The sequence below is a fragment of the Cytobacillus sp. S13-E01 genome (genome assembly GCF_029193815.1).
Lineage (GTDB): Bacteria > Bacillota > Bacilli > Bacillales > Bacillaceae_L > Bacillus_BV.
Map to the genome: position 1 here is coordinate 20,554 of NZ_JARFVC010000032.1, position 26,744 is coordinate 47,297.

Below are 26,744 nucleotides of genomic sequence, written 5' to 3' on the forward strand. Positions count from 1 at the left end.
TAATTATCGACCCGTTTGTTTACCGTTTAAGGGTTGACGCATACTGATAAGGGGTGTAAACTACAAATAACTTCACCTTATTAGCATATTAGCGAACTAAAGGATGGTTGAAATTTAATAAAACAAAGAGTGTCAGCCACGTCGCTGATACGACCACTATATATTGTTAACGTCAATTAAAAGGAAGTGTAAAGAGTGTCCAAGTTGTTTATGTTTGAAAAGCCGTTAGGTATGCGGGATACTTTACCTGCATTATATGAAACAAAAAAAGAGATACGAGCAAGAATGAGTGATGAAATCGAGAGGTGGGGCTATCAGTTTATAGAAACGCCGACGTTGGAATATTATGAAACAATCGGAAGTGCTTCAGCAATCCTTGATCAACAGTTATTCAAATTACTTGACCAACAAGGTCATTCATTAGTACTGCGCCCGGATATGACAGCACCAATTGCGAGGGTGGCAGCATCAAGACTTTACCAAGAAGGTTATCCTCTACGTCTTGCGTATGCGGCAAATGTTTTTCGTGCACAGCAACGAGAAGGCGGTAGACCTGCAGAATTTGATCAAATTGGGATTGAGTGTATTGGTGATGGTACGATTAGTGCAGACGCTGAAGTGATCGCGCTTATGATTGCTTCTTTGAAAAAAGCAGGGCTAAAGCAATTTACTGTTGCTATCGGACATATTGGCTATGTGAATGCCTTATTTCTTGAGATTGTTGGTAATGAAGAAAGAGCGAATATCCTACGACGATATCTATATGAAAAAAACTATGTAGGATATCGTGAGCATGTAAAAAGCCTACCGTTGTCATCAATCGATAAACAACGTTTATTACAGTTACTTCAATTGCGAGGAGACGAAACGAAAATTTCTGCTGCTAAAGATTTAGTAGAGAGTGAAAATGGACGTGAAATGGTTGATGAAGTAGAAATACTATGGAAAAACTTGGAGGCTTTTGGGGTTACCGAGCACATCAAGATTGATTTTAATCTAGTCAGTCACATGAGCTACTACACGGGCATTATGTTTGAGGTTTATGCGGAGAACGTTGGGTTTCTACTTGGAAATGGCGGACGTTACGATCAACTATTTGAAAAGTTTGAACGCAAAGCGACTCAAGCAACCGGCTTTGGTATTCACATTGACAGATTAATTGAAGCGCTAGACTCGGTAGAGACGAAAAGTGACATTCATTGTGTTATTTTTAGTGCCGAGCAACGTCTAGACGCAATTCGATATGCGCAAGAAATAAGAGAACAAGGACAAAGGGTTATTTTACAAGATATCTCAGGATTGAAGGATGTCGATGCGTGCACAAATGCATTTTCTGATATTACTTATTTTATTGGGAATAGGCAAAAAAGGGAGGAAGTGTAATGGAAGACTTTCTAACAATTGCAATGCCAAAGGGGAGAATATTTGAAGAAGCAGTGGAGCTTTTACGCAAAGCAAATTACAAGCTTCCACCCGAATTTGACGGCTCTCGTAAACTGATTATTGATGTCCCAGAGGAGAATATTCGCTTTATTTTAGCTAAACCAATGGATGTGACTACATATGTCGAGCATGGTGTTGCAGACCTTGGCATTGCTGGAAAGGACGTCATGCTAGAGGAAGAACGAGATGTGTATGAGGTTCTTGATTTGAAAATTAGTCATTGTTATCTTGCGGTTGCTGGTTTACCGGGAGCGAAAATTCGGGATGTCGCTCCAAAGGTTGCAACAAAGTACCCCAATGTAGCTTCTAGTTATTTCCGCGAGCAAGGTGAGCAAGTTGAAATCATAAAGCTCAATGGTTCTATCGAATTAGCGCCATTAATCGGTCTCGCTGATCGAATTGTCGATATCGTTTCAACAGGCCGCACGTTAAAGGAAAATGGTCTAGTCGAATTAGAGCATATTGCTGATATAACTTCACGTGTGATTGTAAATCCTGTGAGCTACCGAATGAAGGATCAGCGTATTGATGATCTAGTAGAACGACTTTCCAATGTGGTAGATATAATAGAATAAGTTCCTTTTAAAATAGAAAGGATTGAGATAGATGAGAATCCAACGAGTTGCTGGTTCCGTATCTTTAAAACGCTCGTTAGATAGCGGTACGGAAGAACAACGAAAGACAGTGCTGTCGATTATTGAGGATGTTAAGAAAAACGGTGATCAGGCCCTTTTAGACTATACTGAAAAATTTGATGGTGTAAAAGTATCACATATAAAAGTATCGGAAATTGAGATTACTGACGCATATGAAAAAACTGGTACTGAGATTATAAGTGTAATCCATGAAGCAGCCCAAAACATTCGAGATTTTCATAACCGTCAAGTACGAGAATCATGGATGACGATGAAGGAAGATGGAACGATACTAGGACAAAAAATTACTCCACTAGATTCAGTAGGGGTTTATGTGCCTGGTGGCAAAGCGGCCTATCCTTCTTCTGTTTTGATGAATGTTATTCCAGCACAAGTAGCGGGTGTCAAACGAATTGTGATGACATCACCACCTGGTAAAGATGGAACAATTCCTGCGGGTGTACTGGTTGCCGCCAATGAGTTAGGTATAAAAGAAATCTACAAGGTTGGAGGGGCTCAGGCTATAGCTGCACTAGCTTATGGTACAGAAACGATCCAACCAGTGGATAAAATTACTGGACCTGGAAATATCTATGTAGCTTTAGCGAAGAGAGAAGTCTTTGGTGATGTAGCGATTGATATGATCGCCGGTCCAAGTGAAATAGTAGTTCTAGCGGATGATACGGCACTTGCAAATGAAGTAGCAGCAGATCTGCTATCGCAAGCTGAACATGATGAACGAGCATCTAGTATTCTTGTCACAGCATCAATGGAGCTTGCAGAGAAAGTAGCCGTTGAAGTAAAAAAACAATTAGCTACTCTTCCACGAACTGAGATTGCCAAAGCATCGATTGAAGATTTTGGAGCTATATATGTTACTGAAGATTTAGAGGAAGCTATAAAAGTGGTTAATGAACTAGCTCCAGAGCACTTAGAAATTATCACAAAAGATGCAATAGAACTCGTCGGTAAAATTAGACATGCTGGAGCGATCTTTGTCGGTCGTTATAGTTCTGAGCCTGTAGGCGATTACTTTGCAGGACCGAATCATGTCCTCCCAACAAATGGGACAGCACGTTTTTCAAGCCCATTAAACATTGACGACTTCGTCAAAAAATCTAGCATCATAGCATATTCTGAAAAAGCAATCAAACAAAACGGCCCCAAAATCGCTGCCTTCGCAAGACTTGAAGGCCTAGAGGCACACGCACGAGCCGTGGAGGAAAGACTAAAATAAGATTCGACATCTTCGTGGAAGGTGTCGAAAGGTGTCGAAAAAATTTATGGAGGTACGAGATGATACGCCAAGCAGCAATCAAACGAAAAACAAATGAAACAGATATAGAGTTGGAGTTTTCGATAGATGGGGAGGGACACTCGGAGTTAGAGACGGGTGTGCCGTTTTTGACGCATATGCTCGATCTTTTCACGAAACACGGTCAGTTTAATTTAAAGGTGAATGCGAATGGTGATATAGAGGTTGATGGTCACCATACGACTGAAGATATTGGGATTTGCATCGGTCAAGCCTTAAGAGAAGCGCTTGGTGATAAAAAGGGAATCAAGCGCTATGGAAATGCGTTTGTGCCGATGGATGAGGCGTTAGCTCAAGTGGTCATTGATTTAAGCAATCGTCCACATTTTGAGTTGAAGGGGGAGTTTCCAAGCTCACAGGTGGGTACGTTTGACGTAGAACTTGTACATGAATTCCTTTGGAAGGTTGCGCTCGAGGCAAGGATGAACCTGCACGTCATTGTTCACTATGGTCATAACACACATCATATGATTGAGGCGGTTTTTAAAGCATTAGGGCGTGCCCTTGATGAAGCAACAATGATTGACCCGCGCATCAAGGGGGTTCCATCAACGAAAGGAATGTTATAAATGATTGGCATTATTGATTATGGGATGGGGAATTTGTATAGTGTTAGCAAGGCGTTAGAGCGAATGAATTATGAGTATGTCATTTCAGACAAGCCTGAGATTTTAAGACAAGCAAAAGGCTTAATCCTCCCTGGTGTCGGTTCTTTTAAAGACGCAATGGCTATTTTAACTGAAACGGGATTAGCCAGTTTTATAAAAGAGATAACCAATGAAGGTAAACCACTGCTTGGTATTTGTCTTGGGATGCAATTGCTTTTTGAAGAAAGTGAAGAAAATGGAATAACAAAGGGACTCGGACTTTTATCAGGTCGTGTTACACGCTTTCCTGGTACCGCTGCTAATGGGGACACCTATAAAGTACCACATATGGGCTGGAATGATTTAACCTTCCATCACAAATCACCATTATTAGAAGGTGTAGAACAAGGTCACGTGTATTTTGTACATTCCTACTATGTTGATACAACTGATAAAGAAGTTGTTTTAGCAAGCAGTTCGTATGATGTGGATGTACCTGCTGTTGTCGGAAAAGGTAATGTATTAGGAACGCAATTTCATCCAGAAAAAAGCAGTGAAATTGGTTTAGCAATTCTACAAAATTATGCTGACATTGTTGAAGGGAGGATAGCCACATGAGTTCATTTTCAATCTATCCGGCAATTGATATGAGAGGTGGAAAATGCGTACGTCTGATTCAAGGTGATTATAGTAAGGAAACGGTTTATGGAGATTCACCTTTTGATATGGCGAAGCTTTTTACAGATGAAGGTGCCCGGTGGATTCACATGGTTGATCTTGATGGTGCCAAGGAAGGAAAGCGTGTGAATGACCATTTTGTTGTAGAGGTTGCTAGGCAACTTAATGCAAAGGTACAAATAGGTGGAGGTATTCGAACCGAGGAAGATGTCGCTTATTATATTGAAAACGGCATTGATCGGGTTATTTTAGGAAGTGCGGCGATCTCAAACCCTGAATTTGTAAAGGATATGTTAAAAAAATACGGTGGAAAAATCGCGATTGGAATTGATGCAAAGGATGGGTATGTAGCAACTGAAGGTTGGTTAAATACTTCTTCAGTAAAAGCGACAGAGCTTGGTACTGAATTAGCTGAAGCGGGAGCTGAAGTATTTATTTTTACAGACATCGCAACAGATGGCATGCTATCTGGACCGAATGTTGAGGCTGTTACAACATTAGCGAAGATAACTGGAAAACAGGTTATCGCATCTGGGGGAGTTAGTTCGATCGACGACATAAAGGTACTTTCACAGTTCGCAGGTTCTGGTGTCATTGGAGCAATTGTTGGAAAGGCCCTCTACACAAAGCAATTTACAGTCGCTGAAGCAATTCGAGAGGTGGGGACTGAATGATTACGAAACGAATTATACCCTGCTTAGATGTAAAAGATGGTCGCGTTGTGAAAGGCATTCAATTTGTAGGACTTCGTGATGCCGGGGATCCAGTGGAGCTTGCGAAATTTTATGATCAAGAAAAAGCTGATGAATTGGTATTTCTCGATATTTCAGCTTCACATGAAGGTCGAAAAACAATGGTCGAAGTTGTAGAACAGGTTGCTGCAGAGCTAGCGATTCCTTTTACAGTGGGTGGAGGAATTAACTCATTAGACGATATGAAGCGCATTCTTCGGGCAGGAGCAGATAAAGTTTCCCTAAATACCGCTGCTGTTTTAAATCCTGATTTAATTACAGAAGGCGCTGATTTCTTTGGTTCGCAATGTATTGTTGTAGCTATTGACGCGAAATACGATGAAGCGTTAGGGTCATGGCGTGTGTATACACATGGTGGACGAAATGAAACGGAGTGGGAAGTTGTAGCATGGGCGCAGGAAGTTGTTAAGCGTGGCGCTGGTGAAATCCTATTAACAAGTATGGATTGTGATGGTGCCAAAGACGGCTTTAATTTACCATTAACAGTTGCAGTTAGTTCGGCCGTTTCGGTCCCAGTAATCGCATCAGGTGGAGCGGGTAACCCTGAGCATTTTACTGAAGCCTTTACAAAAGGAAAAGCAGATGCGGCATTAGCAGCAAGTATTTTCCACTATAAAGAAACGTCTGTTATTGAAGTCAAGGATTATTTAAAAAAGCAAGGAGTGAGTGTACGATGAATCTAGCCTCTGTCAAGTTTGATGAAAAAGGTCTTGTTCCAGCAATCGTCCAAGATGCAGTAAGTAAAGAGGTTTTAACACTAGCCTATATGAACAAAGAGTCTTTAAAAAAATCTGTAGAATCGAAAGAAACATGGTTTTATAGCCGTTCAAGGCAGGAGTTGTGGCATAAGGGTGAAACATCTGGGAACACTCAGACGATCGTAGATATGCGTTACGATTGTGATCAAGATGCAATATTGGTCCTTGTAAAACCAGCGGGACCTGCATGTCATAAAGGGGAATATTCGTGTTTTCATGAATCATTGTTAGGAGCTGAAAAAAGGGAAGTGTCAACTGATCGTTTTGCAATCCTAAATGAACTTGAAACCATTATTGCACAGCGTGAAACAGAGCTTCCAGAAGGTTCCTATACAACCTACCTATTTGAAGAAGGCGTAGATAAGATTTTGAAAAAGGTAGGTGAAGAAGCTGCTGAAGTAATCATTGCTGCTAAAAATCGTGATGGTGAAGAGTTAAAATGGGAAGCAGCTGATTTACTGTACCATCTACTTGTATTACTTCGAGAGCAAAAACTCCCACTTGATGAAGTGCTAACTGCATTACAGAAACGCAGGTAAATAATTAAAGGCCGTTTTGGTCTTTTTGAAAGATAAGAAAGTATAAAAGTTTGTACCTAGTTTTAGTGTCTAGCTCCGTGCGCCACCCGGCTCTATGGTATAAGCCAAGCCCTTCCCGAAGGCAAAGAACGCCTTCAGTCAGGGCTCGTCTTATGCTTGTCGCCGATAGGCGGGCGCCCTGCGCTTTTCTTATTTGAACTAGCATTATTATCTGGTATAAAAAAGTGGCCGATATTTTAGTCAGGTTAACCATAAGTCCAGTTCTAAATGTTCCGATAGTCGTCAAATTTATCGCCTACCTAGCCAAAAATCCCAGATGAAATTGGCGCCATTCCCGTAAGCATCAGGCGGAGTCCCGGAAAAATCGACCGAATTACGGTTTAATTCGGCCAAGTCCGGATTGGGACAATAAACCGAACAATAATGACGTAAGTAGAACGATACTCCAAATGGGATTATTAATAAAAAAACCTCGTTAATTTAAAGTAATTCTTGTCTTACCCCTATTTATCATCTTTAAAGATATGATATACTACCATCGGTGAGATATTAGAAACTGGAGGATTAAATGGGAAAACAAACATACAATGAAATACAACAGACTGCCCAAATATTGCCATTCGTTCAAACAGGTGAATATTATTTAAAAAAAGGTTTAAAAGCTTATCATAAGCGTGATTTATATAATGCTAAAAAATATTTACAACGAGCAATCCAACTAGAGCCAAGAGACCCATTGATCCTTTTTCAATTGGCAGTAGTTCTTACCGAGATGGGGAAATATCAACAATCCAACAAACTTCATACAACAATTATTGAAGATATAGATACTGATATGACAGAGTGCTTTTACTTTTTAGCAAATAACTTTGCACATTTAGGATTGTTCCAAGAAGCACATAAATATGCAACTATTTATTTAAAAAAAGACCCAGACGGAGAGTTTGCGGAGGACACTGAGGACTTACTTGAATTGCTTACTATCGAAAGTTCAGGTGATGATATAGATTTTGATGTTGAAGACGATTTGATATTAAAACAAGAAAAAGCGCGCGAACTTCTTGAGGAAGGTAACTTGCAAGAGGCAATTTCATTGCTAAATGAAATTACCGAAGAGTACCCAGAGTTTTGGTCTGCTTACAATAATCTCGCCCTTGCTCACTTTTATACTGGTGAGGTTGATATTGCATCAAAGTTGTTAGAAGAGGTATTAGCGAAGAATCCAGGTAATCTTCATGCTTTATGTAATATGCTTGTCTTTCTTTATTATCAAAGAAAGAACCGAAAAGTAAAGGAGCTCATCAGAAAGCTTGAATGTATTTATCCAATATTAACGGAGCATCGCTATAAACTTGGTGCGACATTTGGACTTGTAGGACGTTACGATTTATCATTTAAATGGTTACGTAAGCTTCAACGTCAAGGCTTTGAAGGCGATGAAACGTTCTATTATTGGCTTTCCTACGCTGCTTATTTTACGGGTCACATCCAGTTATCTGAAAATGCCTGGAAAAGGGTAATTGAAGAAAATCCAGATAAAAAGGGTTCTGAGCCTTGGTCAGGTGATCGACCAAACTCACTATTTACCATTAGTCATCCACATGATAAATGGCTTGAAGGAGATTTCATTGAAGAACGTTTATATGGCTTATTCCTTGCTAGTAAGTCGAATAGCCCTGTTTCATGCATTGACTTAAAGGAAAATGGTCTTCATTCAACATTAGAAAAAGAGTTTGCTGAATATGTGGCAAATCTTTTTAAGAAAAAGACAAAATATAAAGCACCACTATATATCCAAGAAGGCTATACAGTATGTGAAATTATCTATACTAGAAACTTATCAGATGAAACCGCAACTGAAGAACTGTATTTGACGTGGTTTATGCTTTATGATCAAATGATTAATGATTCATGCGATCTTACCAATACAACAGCTTGGGCGGCAGCAACTGAATATGTTTGGCGCAAGCGTCAAAATGAACAAATCACTCAAAAACGAATTAGTGAAAAATATGAAATCTCTATTTCTACATTAGGTAAGTATGTAAAATATGTAAACCAGTTATTCGTATAAATGAAAGTTCAAAAAGGCACAGTGACTTTTTGAACTTTTTTTATAAAGATACGAAAGTAAAAGTTTGTACCTAGTTTTGGTGTCTAGCTCCGGGCGCCATCGGACCTGAGGTCATAAGCCAAGCCCTTCCCGAAGGCAAAAAACGCCTTCAGTCAGGGCTTGTCTTATGCTTGACTTGCACAGGATGTGCTGATGTCGATGTTCGCCACAGGACGTGGCGGGTTTTAATCGACGCGCCTTTCGCTTTTCTTATGAGCAGATTAATGGACGTTTTATTTGTAGATTTTATAGGATAGTAATAGGCAATACTAAATACGTCAATAAATGGTATAGCATATTACCTAAATGGTGATTTTGTAATTAAAGGAGTGTCAGTACATGTCAGAAGAAAAAATTTATGATTGTTTAATTGCTGGTGCTGGACCGGCTGGTATGACGGCAGCTGTTTATACATCACGTGCTAATTTGTCTACACTTATGCTTGAACGAGGAATACCAGGTGGGCAAATGGCTAATACGGAAGACGTAGAAAATTATCCAGGATTTGACCACATCTTAGGTCCGGATTTATCAACAAAGATGTTTGATCATGCAAAAAAATTCGGGGCTGAGTATGCGTATGGTGATATAAAAGAAGTAATTGATGGCGAAGAATATAAAACTGTCATTGCTGGAAATAAACAATATAAAGCACGTGCGATTATTATTTCTGCAGGTGCTGAGTATAAAAAATTAGGGGTACCAGGTGAGAAAGAGCTTGGTGGACGTGGTGTTTCATATTGTGCCGTTTGTGATGGTGCATTCTTCAAAGGAAAAGAATTAGTAGTTGTTGGTGGAGGAGACTCTGCAGTTGAGGAAGGGGTCTATTTAACTCGTTTCGCAACTAAGGTTACAATTGTTCATCGACGTGAAGAACTTCGTGCTCAAAAAATACTTCAACAACGTGCTTTTAATAATGACAAAGTAGATTTTATCTGGAATCACACAGTAAAAGAAATTAAAGATAAAGATGGAAAAGTCGGCGGCGTGATTCTTAAAGATACTCAAACAGGCGAGGAACAAGAGTTTAGGACAGATGGCGTATTTATCTATGTAGGGATGGTCCCCCTTTCAAAGCCATTTGCGAGCTTAGGAATTACAAATGCAAACGGTTATATCGAAACAAATGACCGAATGGAAACGAGTGTTGAAGGAATCTTTGCGGCTGGTGATATCAGAGAAAAGTCGCTTCGCCAAATTGTAACAGCAACAGGTGATGGTAGTATTGCCGCACAAAGTGCACAGCATTATATTGAAGAATTAATGGAAAAAATGAAAGCCTAACAGCATAACAACATAAAAACTTCACATTCCGTAATTACTATTTAATCATGCTGTAACACGGATGAAATATTTTTCTAGTATGATAAAAGTAGTAATTGACCCCCTTTTATAAATAGATACAATTTTGGCACGGGTTTCCTTTCCTGTGCCCCTTTTTTATGTCTACAATGGCTAACTTAGCTTAACATTCCTACAAAAGTTTAAGATATAGTGTTAATTATATCCTACCTGCATTCGATGAAACTTAAACTCATCTTAATCGTATAAGATTATGGGGCGAAACTACATTACAAAAATAATATTTCATGCAATTAACACAGCTTGTTCATTGTGACCCTTTGTTAGAAATAGTATAATATATAAAATGATAATGCTTTCAATAAAATGACATTCTAACAGTCATTTTCGTTATTATAGATAGAAAAGCAAAGCAAAGCACAAGGGATACATACTTTCCGCGAAAAAGTCTGAACATGAGGTGAAATGAGTGCAAAGGGTGACCAATTGTGTCTTAGTAAAAGATAACAAAGTTCTACTTCTTCAAAAACCGAGTCGTGGCTGGTGGGTAGCGCCAGGTGGAAAGATGGAACAAGGTGAATCTATAAAAGATTCTTGTATACGTGAATATCGTGAAGAGACTGGAATATATTTAAAAAACCCTTCTGTAAAAGGAATCTTTACCTTTATTATTAAGGATCAAGATGAAATCATTTCTGAATGGATGATGTTTTCTTTCCTCGCGTCAGAGTATGATGGTGTAAATGTTGATGAGTCAGAAGAGGGAAAGGTCGCTTGGCATGATATTGAAAAAGTTGTAGACCTACCGATGGCGCCTGGAGATTTTCATATTATTGATTATTTAATAAAAGGGACTGGGATTATCTATGGAACCTTTACGTACACTCCAAAATTCGAACTGCTAGCATATCGTTTGGATCCGAGCTAAAACAATAGATAATTTGTGTAACAGGAGGGAAAAACAATGAGTACTGGTTCTACAAGTGACATAAAGTTGGTAATCATCACCGGCATGTCAGGGGCAGGGAAAACGGTTGCTATCCAAAGCTTTGAAGACCTAGGATTCTTTTGTGTCGATAATTTACCTCCAACCTTGCTACCTAAGTTTTTAGAGCTTATGAAGGAATCAGGGAGTAAGATGAATAAAGTGGCCCTGGTTATGGACTTGCGCGGCCGTGAATTTTTCGAAAGCCTATTTGAAGCATTAGATGATATTACTGAAAAATCTTGGATTACTCCTCAAATTTTGTTTCTTGATGCAAAAGATTCCATATTAGTTAGTCGCTATAAGGAAACTCGTCGTTCACACCCATTAGCGAACAATGGTTCACCCTTGACAGGAATTGAAAATGAACGAGAAATTCTTGAGGAACTCAAAGGTAGAGCGCAAACCATTTATGATACATCTAATTTAAAGCCGAGAGAGCTTCGCGAAAAAATTCTTAAACAATACTCAACACATTCGAGTCAAACATTTACTGTAAATGTTCTCTCGTTTGGATTTAAGTACGGTATTCCGATTGATGCAGATTTAGTTTTTGATGTACGCTTTTTACCTAACCCCCATTATATCGATACGCTGAGACCAAAAACAGGGCTTGATGAAGATGTATCGTCCTATGTTTTAAAGTGGAGTGAGACTCAAAAGTTTGTTGAAAAGCTTACAGACTTACTCTCGTTTATGCTGCCATATTACAAACGTGAAGGAAAGAGTCAGCTTGTCCTCGCCATAGGATGTACAGGTGGACAGCATCGTTCTGTAACTTTGGCTGAGTATTTTGGAAAGTATTATGCAAAGGACTATAAGACCCATATCTCTCATCGAGACATCGAGAAGAGAAAGGAAAATAAGTAAATGAACGAAATGAAGCAGCCTAGAATAGTCATTATTGGCGGGGGAACGGGGTTGTCTGTATTATTGAGGGGGCTAAAAACCTATCCCCTTGATATTACCGCAATTGTAACAGTAGCCGATGATGGAGGAAGTTCAGGTAGACTACGTAATGAGATGGATATTCCACCTCCAGGTGATATTAGAAATGTACTTGCTGCATTATCTGATGTTGAACCTTTAGTTGAAGAATTATTTCAACACCGTTTTAAACATGGAAGTGGTTTATCAGGGCATTCACTTGGAAATCTGATTCTTGCCGCAATGACTACAATTACCGGCGACTTTGTTCATGCCATTAGTGAAATGAGTAAGGTACTTAATGTACGAGGGCGCGTATTACCAGCAGCTAACCGCAGTGTTATCCTCCATGCTGAAATGGAAGATGGGATGATCGTCACAGGAGAATCAAAAATTCCATACTCAGGTAAAGAGATTAAAAGGGTATTTTTGACCCCGGATGATATTGAGCCTGTCCATGAAACGATATCAGCAATTCAAAGTGCAGATATGATTATCATTGGGCCCGGTAGTTTATATACAAGTATTCTTCCAAATCTGCTGGTACCAAAAATTGGCGAAGAAGTTGTAAGAGCAAAGGCAAGAAAAGTCTACATTTGTAATGTTATGACACAAGCAGGTGAAACACTAAATTATACTGCTAGTGATCATGTTCAAGCTCTGTACTCCCATATGAAAACGAAGTTTATTGATACAATATTAGTAAATAACGAGAGTATTCCTAATCATATTAAAGACAAATATGCCCAAGAGCTAGCTCGATCAGTTGATTATGATATACAACGTCTGTCTGAACTAGGACTTGAGATAATACATGACAAGATAATAAGCTATGATGAAGAAGTAATCCGCCATGATACGAAAAAGGTTGCTGCATTACTATATAGTCTGTTAAATAAAAATCATTTAATTGAAAAGAAATAAGAAAATTTTGATATTCAATCAGTTATAGGAAAGACAGTGCAAACGAATACACTTTGGATGTCTAACATCTAATTTCTAGAATGGGAGATGATGCCCGTGTCATTTGCATCGGAAACTAAGAAAGAGCTTACAAATTTACAATTGAAGCCTTGCTGTGTTCAAGCAGAACTATCAGCTTTAATTAGAATGAATGGCTCACTCTCCTTTTCGAACAAAAAGCTTGTTCTTGATATTCAAACAGAAAATGCAGCAATTGCACGTAGAATTTATACGCTTATAAAAAAAGAATATGATGTAACGATTGAGCTACTCGTTCGTAAAAAGATGAGATTGAAAAAAAATAATGTCTACATTGTAAGGCCTGTTGAAAGAACACAAGAAATTCTAGAAGGTTTAAAAATAGTGAGCAGTACGGATGGTTTTTCTTTTTTAAATCATATTTCAAAAGAACTTATTGGAAAAAAGTGCTGTAAACGCTCCTATTTGCGAGGTGCATTTTTAGCAGGTGGTTCTGTCAATAACCCAGAAACATCCTCCTATCATCTCGAAATATTTTCACTATATAAAGAACATATTGATTCATTATGTGAATTAATGAACTCATTTGATCTCAATGCTAAGACCCTTGAGAGAAAAAAAGGATTTATCACATACTTAAAAGAAGCTGAAAAAATAACCGAATTTTTGAATATAATTGGTGCTCACAACGCATTACTACGGTTTGAGGACATCCGAATTGTCAGGGATATGAGAAACTCCGTAAACCGACTTGTAAATTGTGAAACTGCCAATTTAAATAAAACAATCGGTGCAGCACTAAGGCAGGTTGAAAACATACGTTTTATTGATTCTACTGTCGGTCTAGGCGTTTTACCAGATAAGCTTCGCGAAATCGCTGAGCTGCGCGTCAAATATTCTGACGTCACATTAAAGGAACTAGGGGAAATGGTTTCGGCTGGGAATATCAGTAAGTCTGGTATTAATCATCGTTTACGCAAAATAGATGAAATTGCAGATAAAATACGTGCAGGTCAACTATAACAAACAGGTATAGAGGAGGAATAAACATGGTTGAAAAACAGGTAGAAATAGAATTAAAAACAGGTCTCCAAGCACGACCAGCAGCCTTATTTGTTCAAGAGGCGAACAGGTTTTCATCAGACATCTTTCTAGAGAAAGACGGCAAAAAAGTAAACGCAAAAAGTATTATGGGGCTAATGAGTCTTGCTCTTGGTTCTGGTGCGTTAATTAACTTGATTGCTGAAGGAAGCGACGAAGCAGAGGCTGTGGAAGCATTACACGCATTTGTGAAGCAAGAGGGTTAAAAAAAGAAAAAACAAGCAAATCATTGATTTCGCTTGTTTTTTCTTTTTGTAAGTACATGGTTAAGTTGACACAAGGCGCCCGAGCTAGATACGATAACTTGGTACAAACTTTTATACTTGCTTACTTTTAAAAAAAAGCCGCCAAAATTGGCGGCTTCAAATACCATCTCACATACTTATTTACCAGGGCTCTCGTCAGAATTTCTAGTAAGAACTTTATCAACTAGACCATATTCAAGTGCTCTGTCAGCTGTCATGAAGTTATCACGTTCAGTATCGCGTTCAATTACCTCTAAAGGTTGACCTGTGCGTTCTGATAGAATGATATTAAGCTTTTCACGTAAGAAAAGGATGCGTTTAGCAGCAATTTCAATTTCAGTTGCTTGACCTTGTGCACCACCAAGTGGTTGATGAATCATTACTTCACTGTTTGGTAAAGCAAAGCGTTTTCCTTTTTCACCTGCCGCAAGAAGGAAAGCACCCATTGAAGCTGCCATTCCGATACAAATGGTTGAAACGTTTGGTTTAATAAAATTCATTGTATCATAGATAGCCATACCAGCTGTAATAGATCCACCTGGGCTATTAATGTATAAGGAAATGTCTTTTTCAGGGTCTTCTGCTGCTAAGAATAGTAACTGGGAAACAATAGAATTGGCTACATTATCATCAATTCCACTACCTAGCATGATGATACGGTCTTTTAAAAGACGTGAGTAAATATCATATGCGCGTTCCCCACGGTTTGTTTGCTCAATAACTGTAGGTATTAAATTCATAAAAATCTTCCTCCTTCAAATGTATTTCAAATTATGTATAGCTATATCATACAACTATGGTCAACTAAGGTCAAACGAAAGACCTTACCACAGCTATCTTATTCTATCCAAAGTTCATTAATACCTCTTTTCAAATTAAGGACTGATTTATGATACTTATGAATAAAGAATAGTGGTGAGTAAAAAGGTATATGGGTCTAGCACGCCCCTATCTAATTTTCTACTTTCATCATGATACCCTTTTACTAGGTTTTTAAACCTTCAATTCACTTGCAATAGAAGGAAATCTAACTTATAATGATGAATGCAGTCAGTCTTGCACACTTGAGGCTCGAAAGTTGTCTTATGCTTTGGACCGTTTAAGTATGAGCTCTCTGTATTTTAATTTGCCCTCGTAGTGTAGTGGATAGCACAAGAGATTCCGGTTCTCTTAGGGTGGGTTCAAATCCTGTCGAGGGCGCTAAAAAAAAACCGTCTACCTTTATTGATGAGAGGTAAGACGGTTTTTTATTATACTATAAAATATAGGAATGTATAAAATTTTATCCCTTGTTTAGAAATCTAGCTCCGGTGTCCTGCGCTTTTCTTATTACGCATCTTTATACCCAATCGTCCCGTCATAATCTGCTTCATCAACTGGATTAACACGCCATGTTTGTTGGATAGGATCAAACTCTTCGCCAATTTCTTCAATATGCCCTTGCGTTTTCATCTGTTCTTTAGCTTCAGTTAGCGTTCCTGTTAGTGGCCCGTTAAGTAAGACTTCATTTTTTCTCATTTATCATTCACCCCTTAACACTATGATTCTAACTTCTAACTAAAAACATACATTCATTTAATTGCCTAAAAAGCATTTACCACCGCACTAAAGGCAATATGCCACAGGTACTGGAGGGTTTTAGTTAACGTTCCTCTAGAGCGGGCGCTCTGATGCCCGAAATCGCAAAAAAAATAAAAAACGGTAACTAAACGGGCGCCCTGATGCCCGAAATCGCAAAAAAAGTAAAAAACGGTAACTAAAAGGGCAATCTGATGCCCGAAATCGCGAAAAAAATAAAAAACGGTAACTAAACGGGCAATCTGATGCCCGAAACTCCGCAAGAAATATTTATCATTCACCAAAGGGGGTTGATGTTGTAAAATAGGGGTAAGGATAGGAAATTAGAAGGGAGTGAATGAATATGAAAGCGGGGTTATTTCAACAGCAGTCATTAAAATTAACAATGACAAAAGAATTAACACAGGCTATTACATTACTACAGTATTCATCACTAGAACTGTCTGAATTTTTACAAGAACAGGCACTCGAAAACCCTCTCATTGAAATGAAAGAAATGCAAACGGGAACTTATGAAAAAAAGAAAACTACAATTACAAAGGCAGAAAAAAGTAATCCGCTCGATTACCTCGCTTTGAATGTTCAAACCTTACATCAACATCTTAGTGAACAAATGATGGACTTCAACCTAACTCCCTTTGAACGTACGGTTGCAGATTATATCATTGACCTCATTGATAACAACGGATATTTAACCATGACAAGTGTTGATATTTCGGAACTCCTATCGATTGATGTGGCTTTGGTCGAGACACATATTTTCCGAATTCAAAGTCTTGAACCAGCTGGAGTAGGTGCAAGTAATTTAATGCAATGCTTACTGATTCAGCTTGAGCGATTAGAAAACAGAAATCCACTAGCAGAGTTAATCATCCGTGAACACTTTGATATATTTGCGAGCAAGTCCTGGAAAGAGATAGCAAAAAAATTAAAGATTGAGTTATCACAAATCCAGGAAGTGAGCGATCTAGTCATAACCTTGAATCCCAGACCAGGCAGTGTCTTTTTGGAAGCGAAACCAAAGTATATTGTTCCTGACTTAACGGTAATAGTAAGTAATGATTTGATTAAAGTGGACACCCATGATGAATACTTACCACAACTATCATTAAACCTACAGTATTATAATAAGATCGCATCGGAACAGGATACAACTACAAAAGCATATTTGCAGGAAAAGGCACAACAATGCCAATGGATTTTGAAAAGCTTAGACCAACGAAAACAAACAATGTTTAATGTTATGAATGAAATTATCATCAGACAACCAGACTTTTTTAAAAAAGGGTCTGCCTTTTTAAAGCCATTAACGATGAAGGAAATAGCTGAAGCCTTAGAAATACATGAATCAACTGTAAGTCGGGCCTGTCGTGATAAATATGTACAAACACCTTTTGGAATTGTAGAAATGAAAACATTTTTCAGTAGTGGGATTCAAACAGCGAATTCAATTGACGAAACATCATCTGCTGGGGTAAAGCAATTAATTGAACAAATTGTTTCTAAAGAAAGCAAGAAAAAGCCTTTATCCGATCAAAAAATCGTAAAAAAGTTAGAGGAAGAACATGATATTATCGTTTCAAGGAGAACGATAGCAAAGTACCGAGATCAGCTTGGTATTCTTTCATCCTCACTAAGAAAAAGATATGACTAATGTAAGGAAGTGCTTTTTTTGAAAAAAGTAAACATAATTATGTACTCAAAATTAGATTGTCCATTATGTCTAAAGGCTAAAAAGGTGCTAGAAGAGTTAAATGAGGAAATACCTCTAACAATCGAAGAAATCGATATTTATGAAGATGACGTGCTATTGGAGAAGTATCAAATTATGATTCCGGTCATAGAAATCGATGGAGAAGAGGTTACTTACGGAATTATTAATAAAGATACCGTAAGAAAGCGTTTACTTAAGAAAAACGCAGAGAGTCCCATTTAGCGCCGTATGGACTTGTACAAGAATGTGCTGACGTCGAACGTTCACCTCGGGATATGTCGGCTTTTAGTCAACGGTCATTTTTATTTGACTTGCCGCATGAGATAAGGACATACGGAGAGTGATTGCGATTCACTTATAACGCTCTGACCCACACATATCATAAGGATGAGAGGGAAGTCCTAATAGTCGCCTGAGCGGACAGAGGAAAACAAATACTCAAGTTCAAACATTTTGTATTGAATAACGTTTTAACAACTGATAGAATATACTTGTATTGAAACAAATCATTGACTTCACTTGTGATCAGTGATTTTTTTTACCACTAGCGGGACATAATATGTCATACCGGGACTTAAATAGTCCCTATTGGTAAAAAGGGGAAATTAAGTATGGTAAGCATTTTTGATGTTCAACGTAAATTGTTTCCAGACGTTCTAATTGTTATGCAAAAGCGTTACGAGATCCTGAAATACATACGTCTAATGGAGCCAATTGGAAGACGAAGCTTATCGACAAGTCTTGGACAAAGTGAACGTATCTTACGAAGTGAAGTCCAATTCTTGAAGGAACAAAATCTTATTGATATTGGCACAGCCGGCATGAGTCTCACAAAAGATGGCGCTGAGCTTCTATTTCAATTAGAAGAAATCATGAAAGAAGTTTCTGGTTTAAAAGTTTTGGAAACAAAATTAAAGGAAAAATTAAAAATAAGAGATGTAATTGTTGTATCAGGTGACAGTGATATATCCCCTTGGGTAAAAAAAGAGATGGGAAGGGCGACCGTTGCAAGAATAAAGGAGAGTCTTTCTGGTAAAAATATCGTCGCTGTTACTGGCGGAACAACGCTTGCAGCTGTTGCTGAAATGATGACACCCGATTTAAAAAATCGCGAAATGTTGTTTGTACCTGCTCGTGGAGGATTAGGAGAGCACGTTGAGAATCAGGCTAACACGATTTGTGCAAAAATGGCTGAAAAAGCAATGGGTAACTATCGACTCCTTCACGTACCAGATGTTGTTAGTTTGGAAGCCTACCAATCTTTTGTCATGGAACCTTCTATTCAAGAAGTGATTAATCTCATTAAGTCATCAAGTATGGTCGTTCATGGAATAGGAGACGCTATAACCATGGCAGAACGCAGAAAAACATCACCCCAGGATGTTGAGAAAATCCTTAATGCACACGGTGTTGCAGAAGCCTTTGGTTATTACTTTAATCAAGAGGGTATAGTAGTTCATAAAGTGCGAACAATTGGAATCCAGCTCGAACATCTAAAGCAGATCGATAATGTTATTGCTGTTGCAGGAGGATCATCAAAAGCACAAGCAATTGAAGCGTATATGCAACAGGCACATGATTCAATCTTAATAACAGATGAAGGTGCTGCAAAACAGTTAGTAAGGGAATAACTTCCCAAACATAAATAAATTACAAAATTGAAAGATCTTAAGGAGGAAATAATAATGGCAATAAAAGTTGGTATAAATGGTTTTGGTCGTATAGGTCGTATTGTATTTCGTGCTGCATTAAAAAATCCTAACATTGACATAGTGGCAGTTAATGATTTAACAGATGCTAGTATGCTTGCCCACCTTTTAAAGTATGATACTGTTCATGGAAGATTGGATGCTGAAGTTTCTGTTAATGGCACGAACCTAGTTGTAAATGGGAAAGAAATATTAGTTAAAGCAGAACGTGACCCAGCTCTATTAGGATGGGGTGATCTGGGAGTTGAAGTAGTTGTTGAATCAACAGGTCGTTTTACTAAGCGTTCAGATGCTGCAAAACATCTTGAAGCTGGAGCGAAAAAAGTAATCATTTCTGCACCTGCTTCTGATGAAGATATCACAATCGTTATGGGTGTTAACCATGATAAGTATGATGCTGCAAGCCATCATGTTATTTCAAACGCTTCATGTACAACAAACTGTTTAGCACCATTTGCTAAAGTGTTAAATGACAAGTTTGGTATTCGTCGTGGAATGATGACTACTGTTCACTCATACACAAATGATCAACAAATTCTAGATTTACCACATAAAGATTATCGTCGTGCTCGTGCGGCGGCTGAAAACATTATCCCAACATCAACTGGTGCTGCAAAGGCTGTATCTCTAGTTCTTCCTGAGTTAAAAGGTAAACTAAATGGTGGGGCGATGCGTGTTCCAACTCCAAATGTATCATTAGTTGACTTAGTTGCTGAGCTTGAAAGAGATGTAACAGCAGAAGAAGTTAATGCAGCATTTAAATCTGCTGCGGAAAACGAATTAAAAGGAATTTTATACTATAGCGATGAGCCCCTAGTATCAACTGACTATAATGGAAACCCTGCATCATCTACAATTGATGGACTTTCTACTATGGTTATGGAAGGTAGCATGGTTAAGGTTATTTCATGGTATGACAATGAAAGTGGATATTCACACCGTGTAATCGACTTAATCGACTACATTGCTTCAAAAGGCTTATAAGAGCATATTGCTTGTCGAAAATTAGTCTTGGATTTTCTTGGATAACTTTCCAAACTAAGACTATAATAGAGGTTGGATAAAGGGGGGGGGAACTGATCCCCCTCCCTTTCTTTAAAAGGTAAGAAAGTATAAATTTTTTACTTGGTTTTTGTGTCTAGACCGGGCGGACATGCCCACGTGAGATACAATATTAGTAGAACGGAGGCCTTTTCTAAAGATGAACAAAAAATCATTAAGAGATGTCGATCTAAATGGTAAACGAGTGTTTTGTCGTGTTGATTTTAACGTTCCCATGAAAGATGGTAGTGTAACGGATGATACGCGTATACGAGCTGCATTACCAACGATTCACTATTTAAGTGAACAAGGCGCAAAGGTTATTTTAGCAAGCCACCTTGGTCGTCCTAAAGGAAATGTTGTAGAAGAGTTACGCTTAGGAGCAGTAGCTACACGTTTAAGTGAGCTTTTAGGTAAAGAAGTGCGCAAATCGGATGAAGCTTTCGGTGAATCAGTAAAACAGGAAATTGAACAATTAGCTCAAGGTGATGTAATCCTGCTTGAAAATGTTCGCTTTTACCCAGGTGAGGAAAAAAATGATCCAGAACTTGCAAAATCATTTGCAGAACTTGCCGACCTTTATGTCAATGACGCATTTGGAGCGGCACACCGTGCACACGCATCAACGGAAGGAATAGCAAAGTATATCCCTGCTGTATCTGGTTTCTTAATGGAAAAAGAGCTTGAAGTTTTAGGGAAAGCTTTATCAAACCCAGAACGTCCGTTTACTGCCATTATTGGTGGAGCGAAAGTAAAAGATAAAATTGGGGTTATTGACAACCTACTCGATAACGTAGACAACCTGATCATCGGTGGTGGACTTGCTTATACTTTTGTAAAAGCGGTCGGTTATGAAGTTGGTAAATCACTTTTAGAGGAAGATAAAGTCGATTTAGCAAAATCATTTATCGAAAAAGCAAAAGAAAAAGGCGTTAAATTTTATATGCCAGTCGATGCTGTTGTTGCTGATGATTTTTCAAATGATGCTAATACGAAAGTAGTATCAATTGATTCGATTCCAAGTGATTGGGAAGCATTAGATATTGGACCAGAAACAAGTAGATTATACAGTGACGTGATTTCAAATTCAAAACTAGTCATTTGGAACGGCCCTATGGGTGTGTTTGAATTGGAAGCATTTGCTAATGGAACAAAGGCTGTTGGTCAAGCATTAGCTGAGGCAACAAATACATATACAGTTATTGGTGGCGGAGATTCAGCTGCTGCTGTAGAAAAGTTTGGTTTTGCAAAAAAAATGGACCACATCTCAACTGGTGGTGGAGCATCCTTAGAGTTTATGGAAGGAAAAGCATTACCTGGAGTTGTCGCTTTAAACGATCGCTAAGCATGAATTGGTAGAAATAAGGGTACAAGATAGAATAGAGAATTTTTTTAAAAAAAGTAGTAAAAGAGGTGTAGCATGAGAAAACCAATTATCGCAGGAAACTGGAAAATGCACAAAGTTCTTTCAGCAGCTATTTCATTTGTTGATGAGGTTAAGGGGTCTATTCCTTCTTCACAAGTAGTAGATGCAGTAATATGTGCACCATCACTATTTTTAGGACAATTAAATACGAATGTAAAAGGGACTGAATTGAAAATTGGTGCCCAAAATATGCATTTCGAAGAAAGTGGAGCATTTACTGGAGAGGTAAGTCCGGTAGCATTAAAAGACCTTGATGTTCATTATGTCATTATCGGTCATTCAGAGCGACGTGAAATGTTTGCTGAAACGGATGAAACAGTGAATAAGAAAACATTAGCAGCATTCAAGCATGGATTAACACCGATTGTCTGTTGTGGAGAAACACTAGAACAACGTGAAGCTGGACAAACAAATGATGTAGTTGGAACACAAATTCAAAAAGCATTGACTGGATTAACAGAAGACCAAGCAAAAGAAGTCGTGATTGCCTATGAACCAATTTGGGCGATTGGAACAGGCAAATCATCCTCGGCTGAAGAAGCAAATGAAGTTTGTGCATATATCCGCAAAATTGTTGCCGGAAAATACTCCGATGTAGTGGCAGACGATGTTCGTATTCAATATGGTGGTAGTGTTAAACCATCTAATATTAAAGAATACTTATCACAATCTGATATTGATGGTGCATTAGTTGGTGGTGCAAGCTTAGAACCACAGTCTTTCCTTCAGCTTTTGGAGGCAGGTAATAATGAGTAAGAAACCAGTAGCACTGATCATTCTAGATGGATTCGCACTTCGTGATGAAACTAAAGGTAACGCAGTAACTCAAGCGAATAAGCCAAATTTTGATCGTTATTGGAATCAGTATCCACATGCTACTTTAAAAGCTAGTGGTGAAGCAGTTGGACTACCTGAAGGCCAAATGGGGAATTCAGAAGTAGGACATCTAAATATAGGAGCGGGACGCGTTGTTTACCAGAGTTTAACTCGTGTAAACGTTGCAATTCGAGAAGGCGAGTTTGAACAGAACGAAACATTTTTACAAGCTATGAAACATGCAAAAGAAAAAGGGACAAATCTTCACGTTTTTGGACTACTTTCTGATGGTGGGGTTCATAGTCATAACCAACATTTATATGCACTATTAAAGCTTGCAGCTGCTGAAGGTGTGGAAAATGTCTATGTACACGCATTTTTAGATGGTAGAGACGTTAGTCCTCAATCTGCAAAGGGGTACATTGAAGAATTAAATGAAAAGATCGAAGAAATTGGTGTTGGAGAGGTTGCAACCATTTCCGGCCGTTACTACTCGATGGACCGCGACAAACGGTGGGACCGAGTAGAAAAGTCATATCGTGCCATGGTTTATGGCGAAGGACCTACCTATCACAATGCGTTAGAATGTGTAGAGGACTCTTATCAAAATGGAATATACGATGAATTTGTGTTACCTTCGGTTATTTTAAAAGAGGATGGTTCAGCGGTTGCAACGATTCAGGACAATGATGCTGTTATTTTTTATAACTTCCGTCCTGATCGTGCAATCCAAATCTCGAATACCTTCACAAATGACGATTTTAGAGCCTTTGATCGTGGAGAAAGACATCCAAGGAACTTGAATTTTGTATGTTTAACCCATTTTAGTGAAACAGTTCAAGGTTATGTAGCCTTTAAACCATCCAACTTAGATAATACGCTTGGAGAAGTTTTAGCTCAAAATGGATTAAAGCAGCTTCGGATTGCAGAAACTGAAAAATATCCACATGTTACCTTCTTTATGAGTGGTGGGCGCGAAGCAGAGTTCTCTGGTGAAGAACGGATTTTAATTAATTCACCAAAGGTTGCTACCTATGATTTGCAGCCTGAAATGAGCGCGTACGAGGTAAAAGATGCACTTTTAAAAGAAATTGCAGCTGATAAGCATGATGCAATTCTTTTAAACTTTGCCAACCCAGATATGGTTGGACATTCTGGGATGCTTGAGCCTACAATTAAAGCAATTGAAGTTGTAGATGAATGCCTAGGCGAAATTGTTGAGGCGATTTTAGCTAAAGGTGGAGCAGTAATTATTACAGCTGACCATGGAAATGCGGATGAAGTTGTGACCTTAGAAGGAGATCCAATGACAGCACATACGACAAATCCAGTTCCAGTTATTATTACAATGGAAAACTTACAACTGCGTGAGGATGGCGTTCTTGGTGACTTAGCACCAACAATATTAGATATACTAAATGTAGGGAAACCAGCTGAAATGACAGGTTATAGTTTACTTAAAAAATAAAAATAAAAATACGATACATAAGGAGAGATTTTTCATGTCAATTATCATTGATATTTATGCACGCGAAGTATTAGATTCTCGAGGGAATCCAACAGTTGAAGTAGAAGTTTATACTGAATCAGGCGCATTTGGTCGTGCAATCGTACCAAGTGGTGCTTCAACAGGTGAACATGAAGCAGTTGAATTACGAGACGGCGACAAAAGTCGTTATTTAGGTAAAGGTGTCTTAAATGCGGTTCATAATGTAAATGAAAAAATCGCACCAGAAATCGTTGGCTTTGATGTAACTGATCAAGTGGCAATTGACCATGCTCTAATTGAACTTGATGGTACACCTAACAAAGGTAACTTTGGTGCAAATGCTATTCTTGGTGTATCAATGGCTGTTGCACATGCTGCTGCTGATTTCTTAGAAGTTCCACTCTACCAATACCTTGGTGGCTTTAATGCAAAAACTCTTCCAACTCCAATGATGAACATTATCAATGGTGGAGAGCATGCGGATAATAATGTAGATATTCAAGAGTTCATGGTAATGCCTGTAGGTGCAGAAACGTTTAAAGAAGCATTACGAATGGGAACTGAAATCTTCCATAGCTTAAAAGCAGTTTTAAAAGAAAAAGGCTTAAACACAGCTGTAGGTGATGAAGGTGGTTTCGCACCTAACTTAGCATCAAATGAAGAGGCACTCCAAACAATTATGACTGCAATTGAAAAAGCTGGTTACAAACCAGGTGAGCAAGTAAAGCTTGCGATGGATGCTGCATCTTCTGAATTCTATAATAAAGAAGACGGCAAGTACCACCTAAAAGGTGAAGGTAAAATATTTACATCAGAAGAAATGGTTTCTTTCTATGAAGACCTAGCAAATAAATACCCAATCATCTCAATTGAAGATGGATTAGATGAAAATGATTGGGAAGGTCACAAACTACTAACTGAGCGTCTTGGTAACAGGATTCAACTAGTAGGTGATGATTTATTTGTCACAAACACTGAAAAATTAAGCCAAGGTATCGAAAAAGGGATTGCAAACTCAATCCTTATCAAGGTTAACCAAATCGGTACACTGACTGAAACATTTGATGCTATTGAAATGGCGAAGCGTGCAGGTTACACCGCTGTTATCTCCCACCGTTCTGGTGAAACAGAAGATAACACAATCGCTGATATTGCTGTTGCAACAAACGCTGGCCAAATCAAAACAGGTGCACCATCAAGAACGGACCGTGTAGCTAAATACAATCAATTGCTTCGTATCGAAGACCAATTGGTTCACACGGCACAATATGCTGGGGCTAATGCATTCTATAACTTAAGAAATAAATAATAAAAGTGGTGTCAGGCAATGTCTGACACCATTTTTATATTTAAAATTTGGTATGGCGGGATTACCACTGAGTTGGCGGGATTCCCCGCCTTTAAGATGGCTGAAAACTTAATCGATATTAGTAAACACCTTTTTCATTCTTACTTTTGTTACCCTTCGATGTCTTTTCAGGTCCTTCTGCCTTTGGTTTGTTCTCCCCTAAGTAAATCCGTTGATATTTCTTTGATGTTCTTAATAAATCATCATAATCTTCGTTGATCATTGTTTTTCACCTCCTTTTTTAATGTGTTCAGAACCAAGTCAATTTACAAGCATGTTAGCTGGTAGATGCAACCAGATAGGAGGAAAAGGGCTTCGCTGCTATAGTCCACTTATTCTAAAGCTATTGTCCACAAATCTATTTTATGGTACATTTAAACTACTGCTAAATGTGTTTAGACTAAAACACAAGTAATCGCCTACGCCTATGGGCAAATTACTAGCCAAGAATTTTTTAGGAGGTGTCTTTGTGCACGCATTATTTTTAACATTACTTGTTATCGTAAGTATTGGCTTAATCGTTGTAGTACTTTTACAATCTGGAAAAAGTGCAGGTCTTTCAGGAGCAATTTCTGGTGGTGCTGAACAATTATTCGGAAAGCAAAAGGCTCGTGGTCTTGATGCTGTATTACAAAAAACGACAATTGTTTTATCTGTTCTATTCTTTATCCTAACAATTGCAGTTTCTTATGTTGGCTTATAAATTTTAATACATGTGTAAAAGGGTCTGACCATACGTAGGTCTGATCCTTTTTTTTTGCTGTTTAGGAATTTACACTAGCATTGCATTAAATAAAAATCAATTTGTCAAGACTAATTCAACATAAATTTATATTGAATTTTTTGTAATAATTGGTAATTTTTAGTTCAAATAGATACAAAAAAACCTTATAATTAGGTGGAAGGTAGGTTGTCCTGTCCAAATCCCAATTATAAGGAGAAATCTATGGACAAGAATACCATAAAAACAGTTTTTAAGGAATACATCCACCCTATGGATGAAACAGTTATTTTAAAAATGGTTGATCAGATGAAGCTTGATAAATATGTGAAAAAGCTTGATAGTCTAACCTTTACAAAACTATTTATTTATGCTCAGCTGAAGCAGCTTGATAGCCTTAAAAAAATTAGATTCAAGGTGAAGCACAAAAAGAACTTACAAAAAGAACTAGGCTTAAAAAACATAAGTATATCTCAACTGTCCCGCAAACTTTCGGATCTTCCTCCAGCTATTTTCGAGGCTATTCTGCATCATCTTGTAGAACAAATCCATCGGGAATTCGGAAAAGAAAAGGGTGACG

28 protein-coding genes and 1 tRNA gene are annotated in these 26,744 nt (G+C 38.2%); 26 read left to right on the forward strand and 3 right to left on the reverse strand.

Translation table 11 applies throughout. From position 1 onward, the window contains the following. Window positions 1-210: 210 nt before the first annotated feature. From PY093_RS16615 to PY093_RS16685, 15 genes are all read left to right on the forward strand, one after another. Entirely contained in the window at window positions 211-1,383 is a 1,173-nt protein-coding gene (locus tag PY093_RS16615; protein WP_275646999.1) for an ATP phosphoribosyltransferase regulatory subunit, read from the forward strand. Continuing rightward, window positions 1,383-2,018, forward strand: coding sequence for an ATP phosphoribosyltransferase (gene hisG / locus PY093_RS16620; protein ID WP_275646974.1), 636 nt, complete (start codon window positions 1,383-1,385; stop codon window positions 2,016-2,018). The genes PY093_RS16615 and hisG overlap by 1 nt, the downstream gene beginning before the upstream one ends. A gap of 31 nt (window positions 2,019-2,049) precedes the next feature. Next, window positions 2,050-3,315, forward strand: coding sequence for a histidinol dehydrogenase (gene hisD / locus PY093_RS16625; RefSeq protein WP_275646975.1), 1,266 nt, complete (start codon window positions 2,050-2,052; stop codon window positions 3,313-3,315). Between the two features lie 59 nt (window positions 3,316-3,374). Next, window positions 3,375-3,962 (forward strand): imidazoleglycerol-phosphate dehydratase HisB, encoded by a 588-nt coding sequence (hisB, locus tag PY093_RS16630; protein WP_275646976.1) that lies wholly within the window; start codon window positions 3,375-3,377, stop codon window positions 3,960-3,962. Next, entirely contained in the window at window positions 3,963-4,598 is a 636-nt protein-coding gene (gene hisH, locus PY093_RS16635) for an imidazole glycerol phosphate synthase subunit HisH (protein ID WP_275646977.1), read from the forward strand. Next, on the forward strand, window positions 4,595-5,332 hold the full coding sequence (gene hisA / locus PY093_RS16640) for a 1-(5-phosphoribosyl)-5-[(5-phosphoribosylamino)methylideneamino]imidazole-4-carboxamide isomerase (protein ID WP_275646978.1): 738 nt from the start codon (window positions 4,595-4,597) through the stop codon (window positions 5,330-5,332). The genes hisH and hisA overlap by 4 nt, the downstream gene beginning before the upstream one ends. Next, on the forward strand, window positions 5,329-6,087 hold the full coding sequence (gene hisF / locus PY093_RS16645; protein WP_275646979.1) for an imidazole glycerol phosphate synthase subunit HisF: 759 nt from the start codon (window positions 5,329-5,331) through the stop codon (window positions 6,085-6,087). The genes hisA and hisF overlap by 4 nt, the downstream gene beginning before the upstream one ends. Further along, window positions 6,084-6,707, forward strand: coding sequence for a bifunctional phosphoribosyl-AMP cyclohydrolase/phosphoribosyl-ATP diphosphatase HisIE (gene hisIE, locus PY093_RS16650; RefSeq protein ID WP_275646980.1), 624 nt, complete (start codon window positions 6,084-6,086; stop codon window positions 6,705-6,707). The genes hisF and hisIE overlap by 4 nt, the downstream gene beginning before the upstream one ends. Window positions 6,708-7,275: 568 nt before the next feature. Further along, window positions 7,276-8,781, forward strand: coding sequence for a tetratricopeptide repeat protein (locus PY093_RS16655; RefSeq protein ID WP_275646981.1), 1,506 nt, complete (start codon window positions 7,276-7,278; stop codon window positions 8,779-8,781). Window positions 8,782-9,159: 378 nt separating this feature from the next. After that, on the forward strand, window positions 9,160-10,104 hold the full coding sequence (gene trxB / locus PY093_RS16660; protein WP_275646982.1) for a thioredoxin-disulfide reductase: 945 nt from the start codon (window positions 9,160-9,162) through the stop codon (window positions 10,102-10,104). Window positions 10,105-10,591: 487 nt separating this feature from the next. After that, window positions 10,592-11,050, forward strand: coding sequence for an NUDIX hydrolase (locus tag PY093_RS16665; protein ID WP_275646983.1), 459 nt, complete (start codon window positions 10,592-10,594; stop codon window positions 11,048-11,050). A 36-nt stretch (window positions 11,051-11,086) separates the two neighbouring features. Beyond that, window positions 11,087-11,977, forward strand: coding sequence for an RNase adapter RapZ (gene rapZ, locus PY093_RS16670; protein ID WP_275646984.1), 891 nt, complete (start codon window positions 11,087-11,089; stop codon window positions 11,975-11,977). Further along, window positions 11,978-12,958: a gluconeogenesis factor YvcK family protein gene (locus tag PY093_RS16675; protein WP_275646985.1), complete on the forward strand. Its 981-nt coding sequence runs from the start codon at window positions 11,978-11,980 to the stop codon at window positions 12,956-12,958. 96 nt (window positions 12,959-13,054) lie between these two features. After that, window positions 13,055-13,999: a DNA-binding protein WhiA gene (gene whiA, locus PY093_RS16680; protein WP_275646986.1), complete on the forward strand. Its 945-nt coding sequence runs from the start codon at window positions 13,055-13,057 to the stop codon at window positions 13,997-13,999. A 26-nt stretch (window positions 14,000-14,025) separates the two neighbouring features. Next, complete coding sequence (locus tag PY093_RS16685) at window positions 14,026-14,283, forward strand: HPr family phosphocarrier protein (protein ID WP_275646987.1); 258 nt, start codon at window positions 14,026-14,028, stop codon at window positions 14,281-14,283. Between the two features lie 176 nt (window positions 14,284-14,459). On the opposite strand, the gene clpP is transcribed toward PY093_RS16685, so the two are convergent. Then, a complete protein-coding gene (clpP, locus tag PY093_RS16690; RefSeq protein ID WP_275646988.1) occupies window positions 14,460-15,062 on the reverse strand; it encodes an ATP-dependent Clp endopeptidase proteolytic subunit ClpP in 603 nt (200 codons plus the stop codon). A gap of 388 nt (window positions 15,063-15,450) precedes the next feature. Here clpP and PY093_RS16695 point away from each other — a divergent pair. After that, window positions 15,451-15,522, forward strand: a tRNA-Arg gene (locus tag PY093_RS16695). 129 nt (window positions 15,523-15,651) lie between these two features. Here PY093_RS16695 and PY093_RS16700 read toward each other — a convergent pair. Then, the gene (locus PY093_RS16700) at window positions 15,652-15,840 is read right to left on the reverse strand and encodes a hypothetical protein (RefSeq protein WP_275646989.1); all 189 of its coding nucleotides are present in this window, start codon (window positions 15,838-15,840) and stop codon (window positions 15,652-15,654) included. A gap of 397 nt (window positions 15,841-16,237) precedes the next feature. On the opposite strand from PY093_RS16700, the gene rpoN reads away from it, so the two are divergent. The 8 genes from rpoN (at window position 16,238) to eno (ending at window position 25,404) form a co-directional block, all read left to right on the forward strand. Next, complete coding sequence (gene rpoN, locus PY093_RS16705) at window positions 16,238-17,554, forward strand: RNA polymerase factor sigma-54 (RefSeq protein ID WP_275646990.1); 1,317 nt, start codon at window positions 16,238-16,240, stop codon at window positions 17,552-17,554. 39 nt (window positions 17,555-17,593) lie between these two features. Beyond that, window positions 17,594-17,836 carry a glutaredoxin family protein gene (locus PY093_RS16710; protein WP_275647000.1) on the forward strand — a complete coding sequence of 81 codons (243 nt, stop codon included), beginning with the start codon at window positions 17,594-17,596 and terminating at the stop codon, window positions 17,834-17,836. A gap of 389 nt (window positions 17,837-18,225) precedes the next feature. Then, a complete protein-coding gene (locus PY093_RS16715; protein ID WP_275646991.1) occupies window positions 18,226-19,245 on the forward strand; it encodes a sugar-binding transcriptional regulator in 1,020 nt (339 codons plus the stop codon). Between the two features lie 54 nt (window positions 19,246-19,299). Then, window positions 19,300-20,307: a type I glyceraldehyde-3-phosphate dehydrogenase gene (gene gap / locus PY093_RS16720; RefSeq protein WP_275646992.1), complete on the forward strand. Its 1,008-nt coding sequence runs from the start codon at window positions 19,300-19,302 to the stop codon at window positions 20,305-20,307. A 217-nt stretch (window positions 20,308-20,524) separates the two neighbouring features. After that, entirely contained in the window at window positions 20,525-21,709 is a 1,185-nt protein-coding gene (locus PY093_RS16725) for a phosphoglycerate kinase (RefSeq protein ID WP_275646993.1), read from the forward strand. Between the two features lie 75 nt (window positions 21,710-21,784). After that, a complete protein-coding gene (gene tpiA, locus PY093_RS16730; RefSeq protein WP_275646994.1) occupies window positions 21,785-22,546 on the forward strand; it encodes a triose-phosphate isomerase in 762 nt (253 codons plus the stop codon). Further along, window positions 22,539-24,074, forward strand: coding sequence for a 2,3-bisphosphoglycerate-independent phosphoglycerate mutase (gene gpmI / locus PY093_RS16735; protein ID WP_275646995.1), 1,536 nt, complete (start codon window positions 22,539-22,541; stop codon window positions 24,072-24,074). The genes tpiA and gpmI overlap by 8 nt, the downstream gene beginning before the upstream one ends. 34 nt (window positions 24,075-24,108) lie before the next feature. Next, window positions 24,109-25,404: a phosphopyruvate hydratase gene (gene eno / locus PY093_RS16740; protein ID WP_275646996.1), complete on the forward strand. Its 1,296-nt coding sequence runs from the start codon at window positions 24,109-24,111 to the stop codon at window positions 25,402-25,404. A 118-nt stretch (window positions 25,405-25,522) separates the two neighbouring features. Here eno and PY093_RS16745 read toward each other — a convergent pair whose 3' ends face one another. Next, window positions 25,523-25,666: a hypothetical protein gene (locus PY093_RS16745; RefSeq protein WP_275646997.1), complete on the reverse strand. Its 144-nt coding sequence runs from the start codon at window positions 25,664-25,666 to the stop codon at window positions 25,523-25,525. A 246-nt stretch (window positions 25,667-25,912) separates the two neighbouring features. On the opposite strand from PY093_RS16745, the gene secG reads away from it, so the two are divergent. Together secG and PY093_RS16755 are read left to right on the forward strand one after the other, a co-directional pair. After that, the gene (gene secG, locus PY093_RS16750; protein WP_275646998.1) at window positions 25,913-26,146 is read left to right on the forward strand and encodes a preprotein translocase subunit SecG; all 234 of its coding nucleotides are present in this window, start codon (window positions 25,913-25,915) and stop codon (window positions 26,144-26,146) included. Between the two features lie 243 nt (window positions 26,147-26,389). After that, window positions 26,390-26,744, forward strand: a 355-nt coding sequence (locus PY093_RS16755; RefSeq protein ID WP_275645723.1) for a DUF4372 domain-containing protein, incomplete at its 3' end; no start/stop codon positions are given.

Bases quoted from the DNA above. Each gene is read 5' to 3' on its own strand.
- clpP (WP_275646988.1), bottom strand. From the start codon at position 15,062: ATGAATTTAATACCTACAGTTATTGAGCAAACAAACCGTGGGGAACGC.
- PY093_RS16715 (WP_275646991.1), top strand. From the start codon at position 18,226: ATGGTAAGCATTTTTGATGTTCAACGTAAATTGTTTCCAGACGTTCTA.
- PY093_RS16615 (WP_275646999.1), top strand. From the start codon at position 211: ATGTTTGAAAAGCCGTTAGGTATGCGGGATACTTTACCTGCATTATAT.
- PY093_RS16685 (WP_275646987.1), top strand. From the start codon at position 14,026: ATGGTTGAAAAACAGGTAGAAATAGAATTAAAAACAGGTCTCCAAGCA.
- rpoN (WP_275646990.1), top strand. From the start codon at position 16,238: ATGAATATGAAAGCGGGGTTATTTCAACAGCAGTCATTAAAATTAACA.
- eno (WP_275646996.1), top strand. From the start codon at position 24,109: ATGTCAATTATCATTGATATTTATGCACGCGAAGTATTAGATTCTCGA.
- gpmI (WP_275646995.1), top strand. From the start codon at position 22,539: ATGAGTAAGAAACCAGTAGCACTGATCATTCTAGATGGATTCGCACTT.
- hisH (WP_275646977.1), top strand. From the start codon at position 3,963: ATGATTGGCATTATTGATTATGGGATGGGGAATTTGTATAGTGTTAGC.
- PY093_RS16725 (WP_275646993.1), top strand. From the start codon at position 20,525: ATGAACAAAAAATCATTAAGAGATGTCGATCTAAATGGTAAACGAGTG.
- trxB (WP_275646982.1), top strand. From the start codon at position 9,160: ATGTCAGAAGAAAAAATTTATGATTGTTTAATTGCTGGTGCTGGACCG.
- PY093_RS16675 (WP_275646985.1), top strand. From the start codon at position 11,978: ATGAACGAAATGAAGCAGCCTAGAATAGTCATTATTGGCGGGGGAACG.
- gap (WP_275646992.1), top strand. From the start codon at position 19,300: ATGGCAATAAAAGTTGGTATAAATGGTTTTGGTCGTATAGGTCGTATT.
- hisIE (WP_275646980.1), top strand. From the start codon at position 6,084: ATGAATCTAGCCTCTGTCAAGTTTGATGAAAAAGGTCTTGTTCCAGCA.
- hisB (WP_275646976.1), top strand. From the start codon at position 3,375: ATGATACGCCAAGCAGCAATCAAACGAAAAACAAATGAAACAGATATA.
- hisA (WP_275646978.1), top strand. From the start codon at position 4,595: ATGAGTTCATTTTCAATCTATCCGGCAATTGATATGAGAGGTGGAAAA.
- PY093_RS16710 (WP_275647000.1), top strand. From the start codon at position 17,594: ATGTACTCAAAATTAGATTGTCCATTATGTCTAAAGGCTAAAAAGGTG.
- PY093_RS16700 (WP_275646989.1), bottom strand. From the start codon at position 15,840: ATGAGAAAAAATGAAGTCTTACTTAACGGGCCACTAACAGGAACGCTA.
- hisD (WP_275646975.1), top strand. From the start codon at position 2,050: ATGAGAATCCAACGAGTTGCTGGTTCCGTATCTTTAAAACGCTCGTTA.
- PY093_RS16745 (WP_275646997.1), bottom strand. From the start codon at position 25,666: ATGATCAACGAAGATTATGATGATTTATTAAGAACATCAAAGAAATAT.
- hisG (WP_275646974.1), top strand. From the start codon at position 1,383: ATGGAAGACTTTCTAACAATTGCAATGCCAAAGGGGAGAATATTTGAA.
- rapZ (WP_275646984.1), top strand. From the start codon at position 11,087: ATGAGTACTGGTTCTACAAGTGACATAAAGTTGGTAATCATCACCGGC.
- hisF (WP_275646979.1), top strand. From the start codon at position 5,329: ATGATTACGAAACGAATTATACCCTGCTTAGATGTAAAAGATGGTCGC.
- tpiA (WP_275646994.1), top strand. From the start codon at position 21,785: ATGAGAAAACCAATTATCGCAGGAAACTGGAAAATGCACAAAGTTCTT.
- PY093_RS16655 (WP_275646981.1), top strand. From the start codon at position 7,276: ATGGGAAAACAAACATACAATGAAATACAACAGACTGCCCAAATATTG.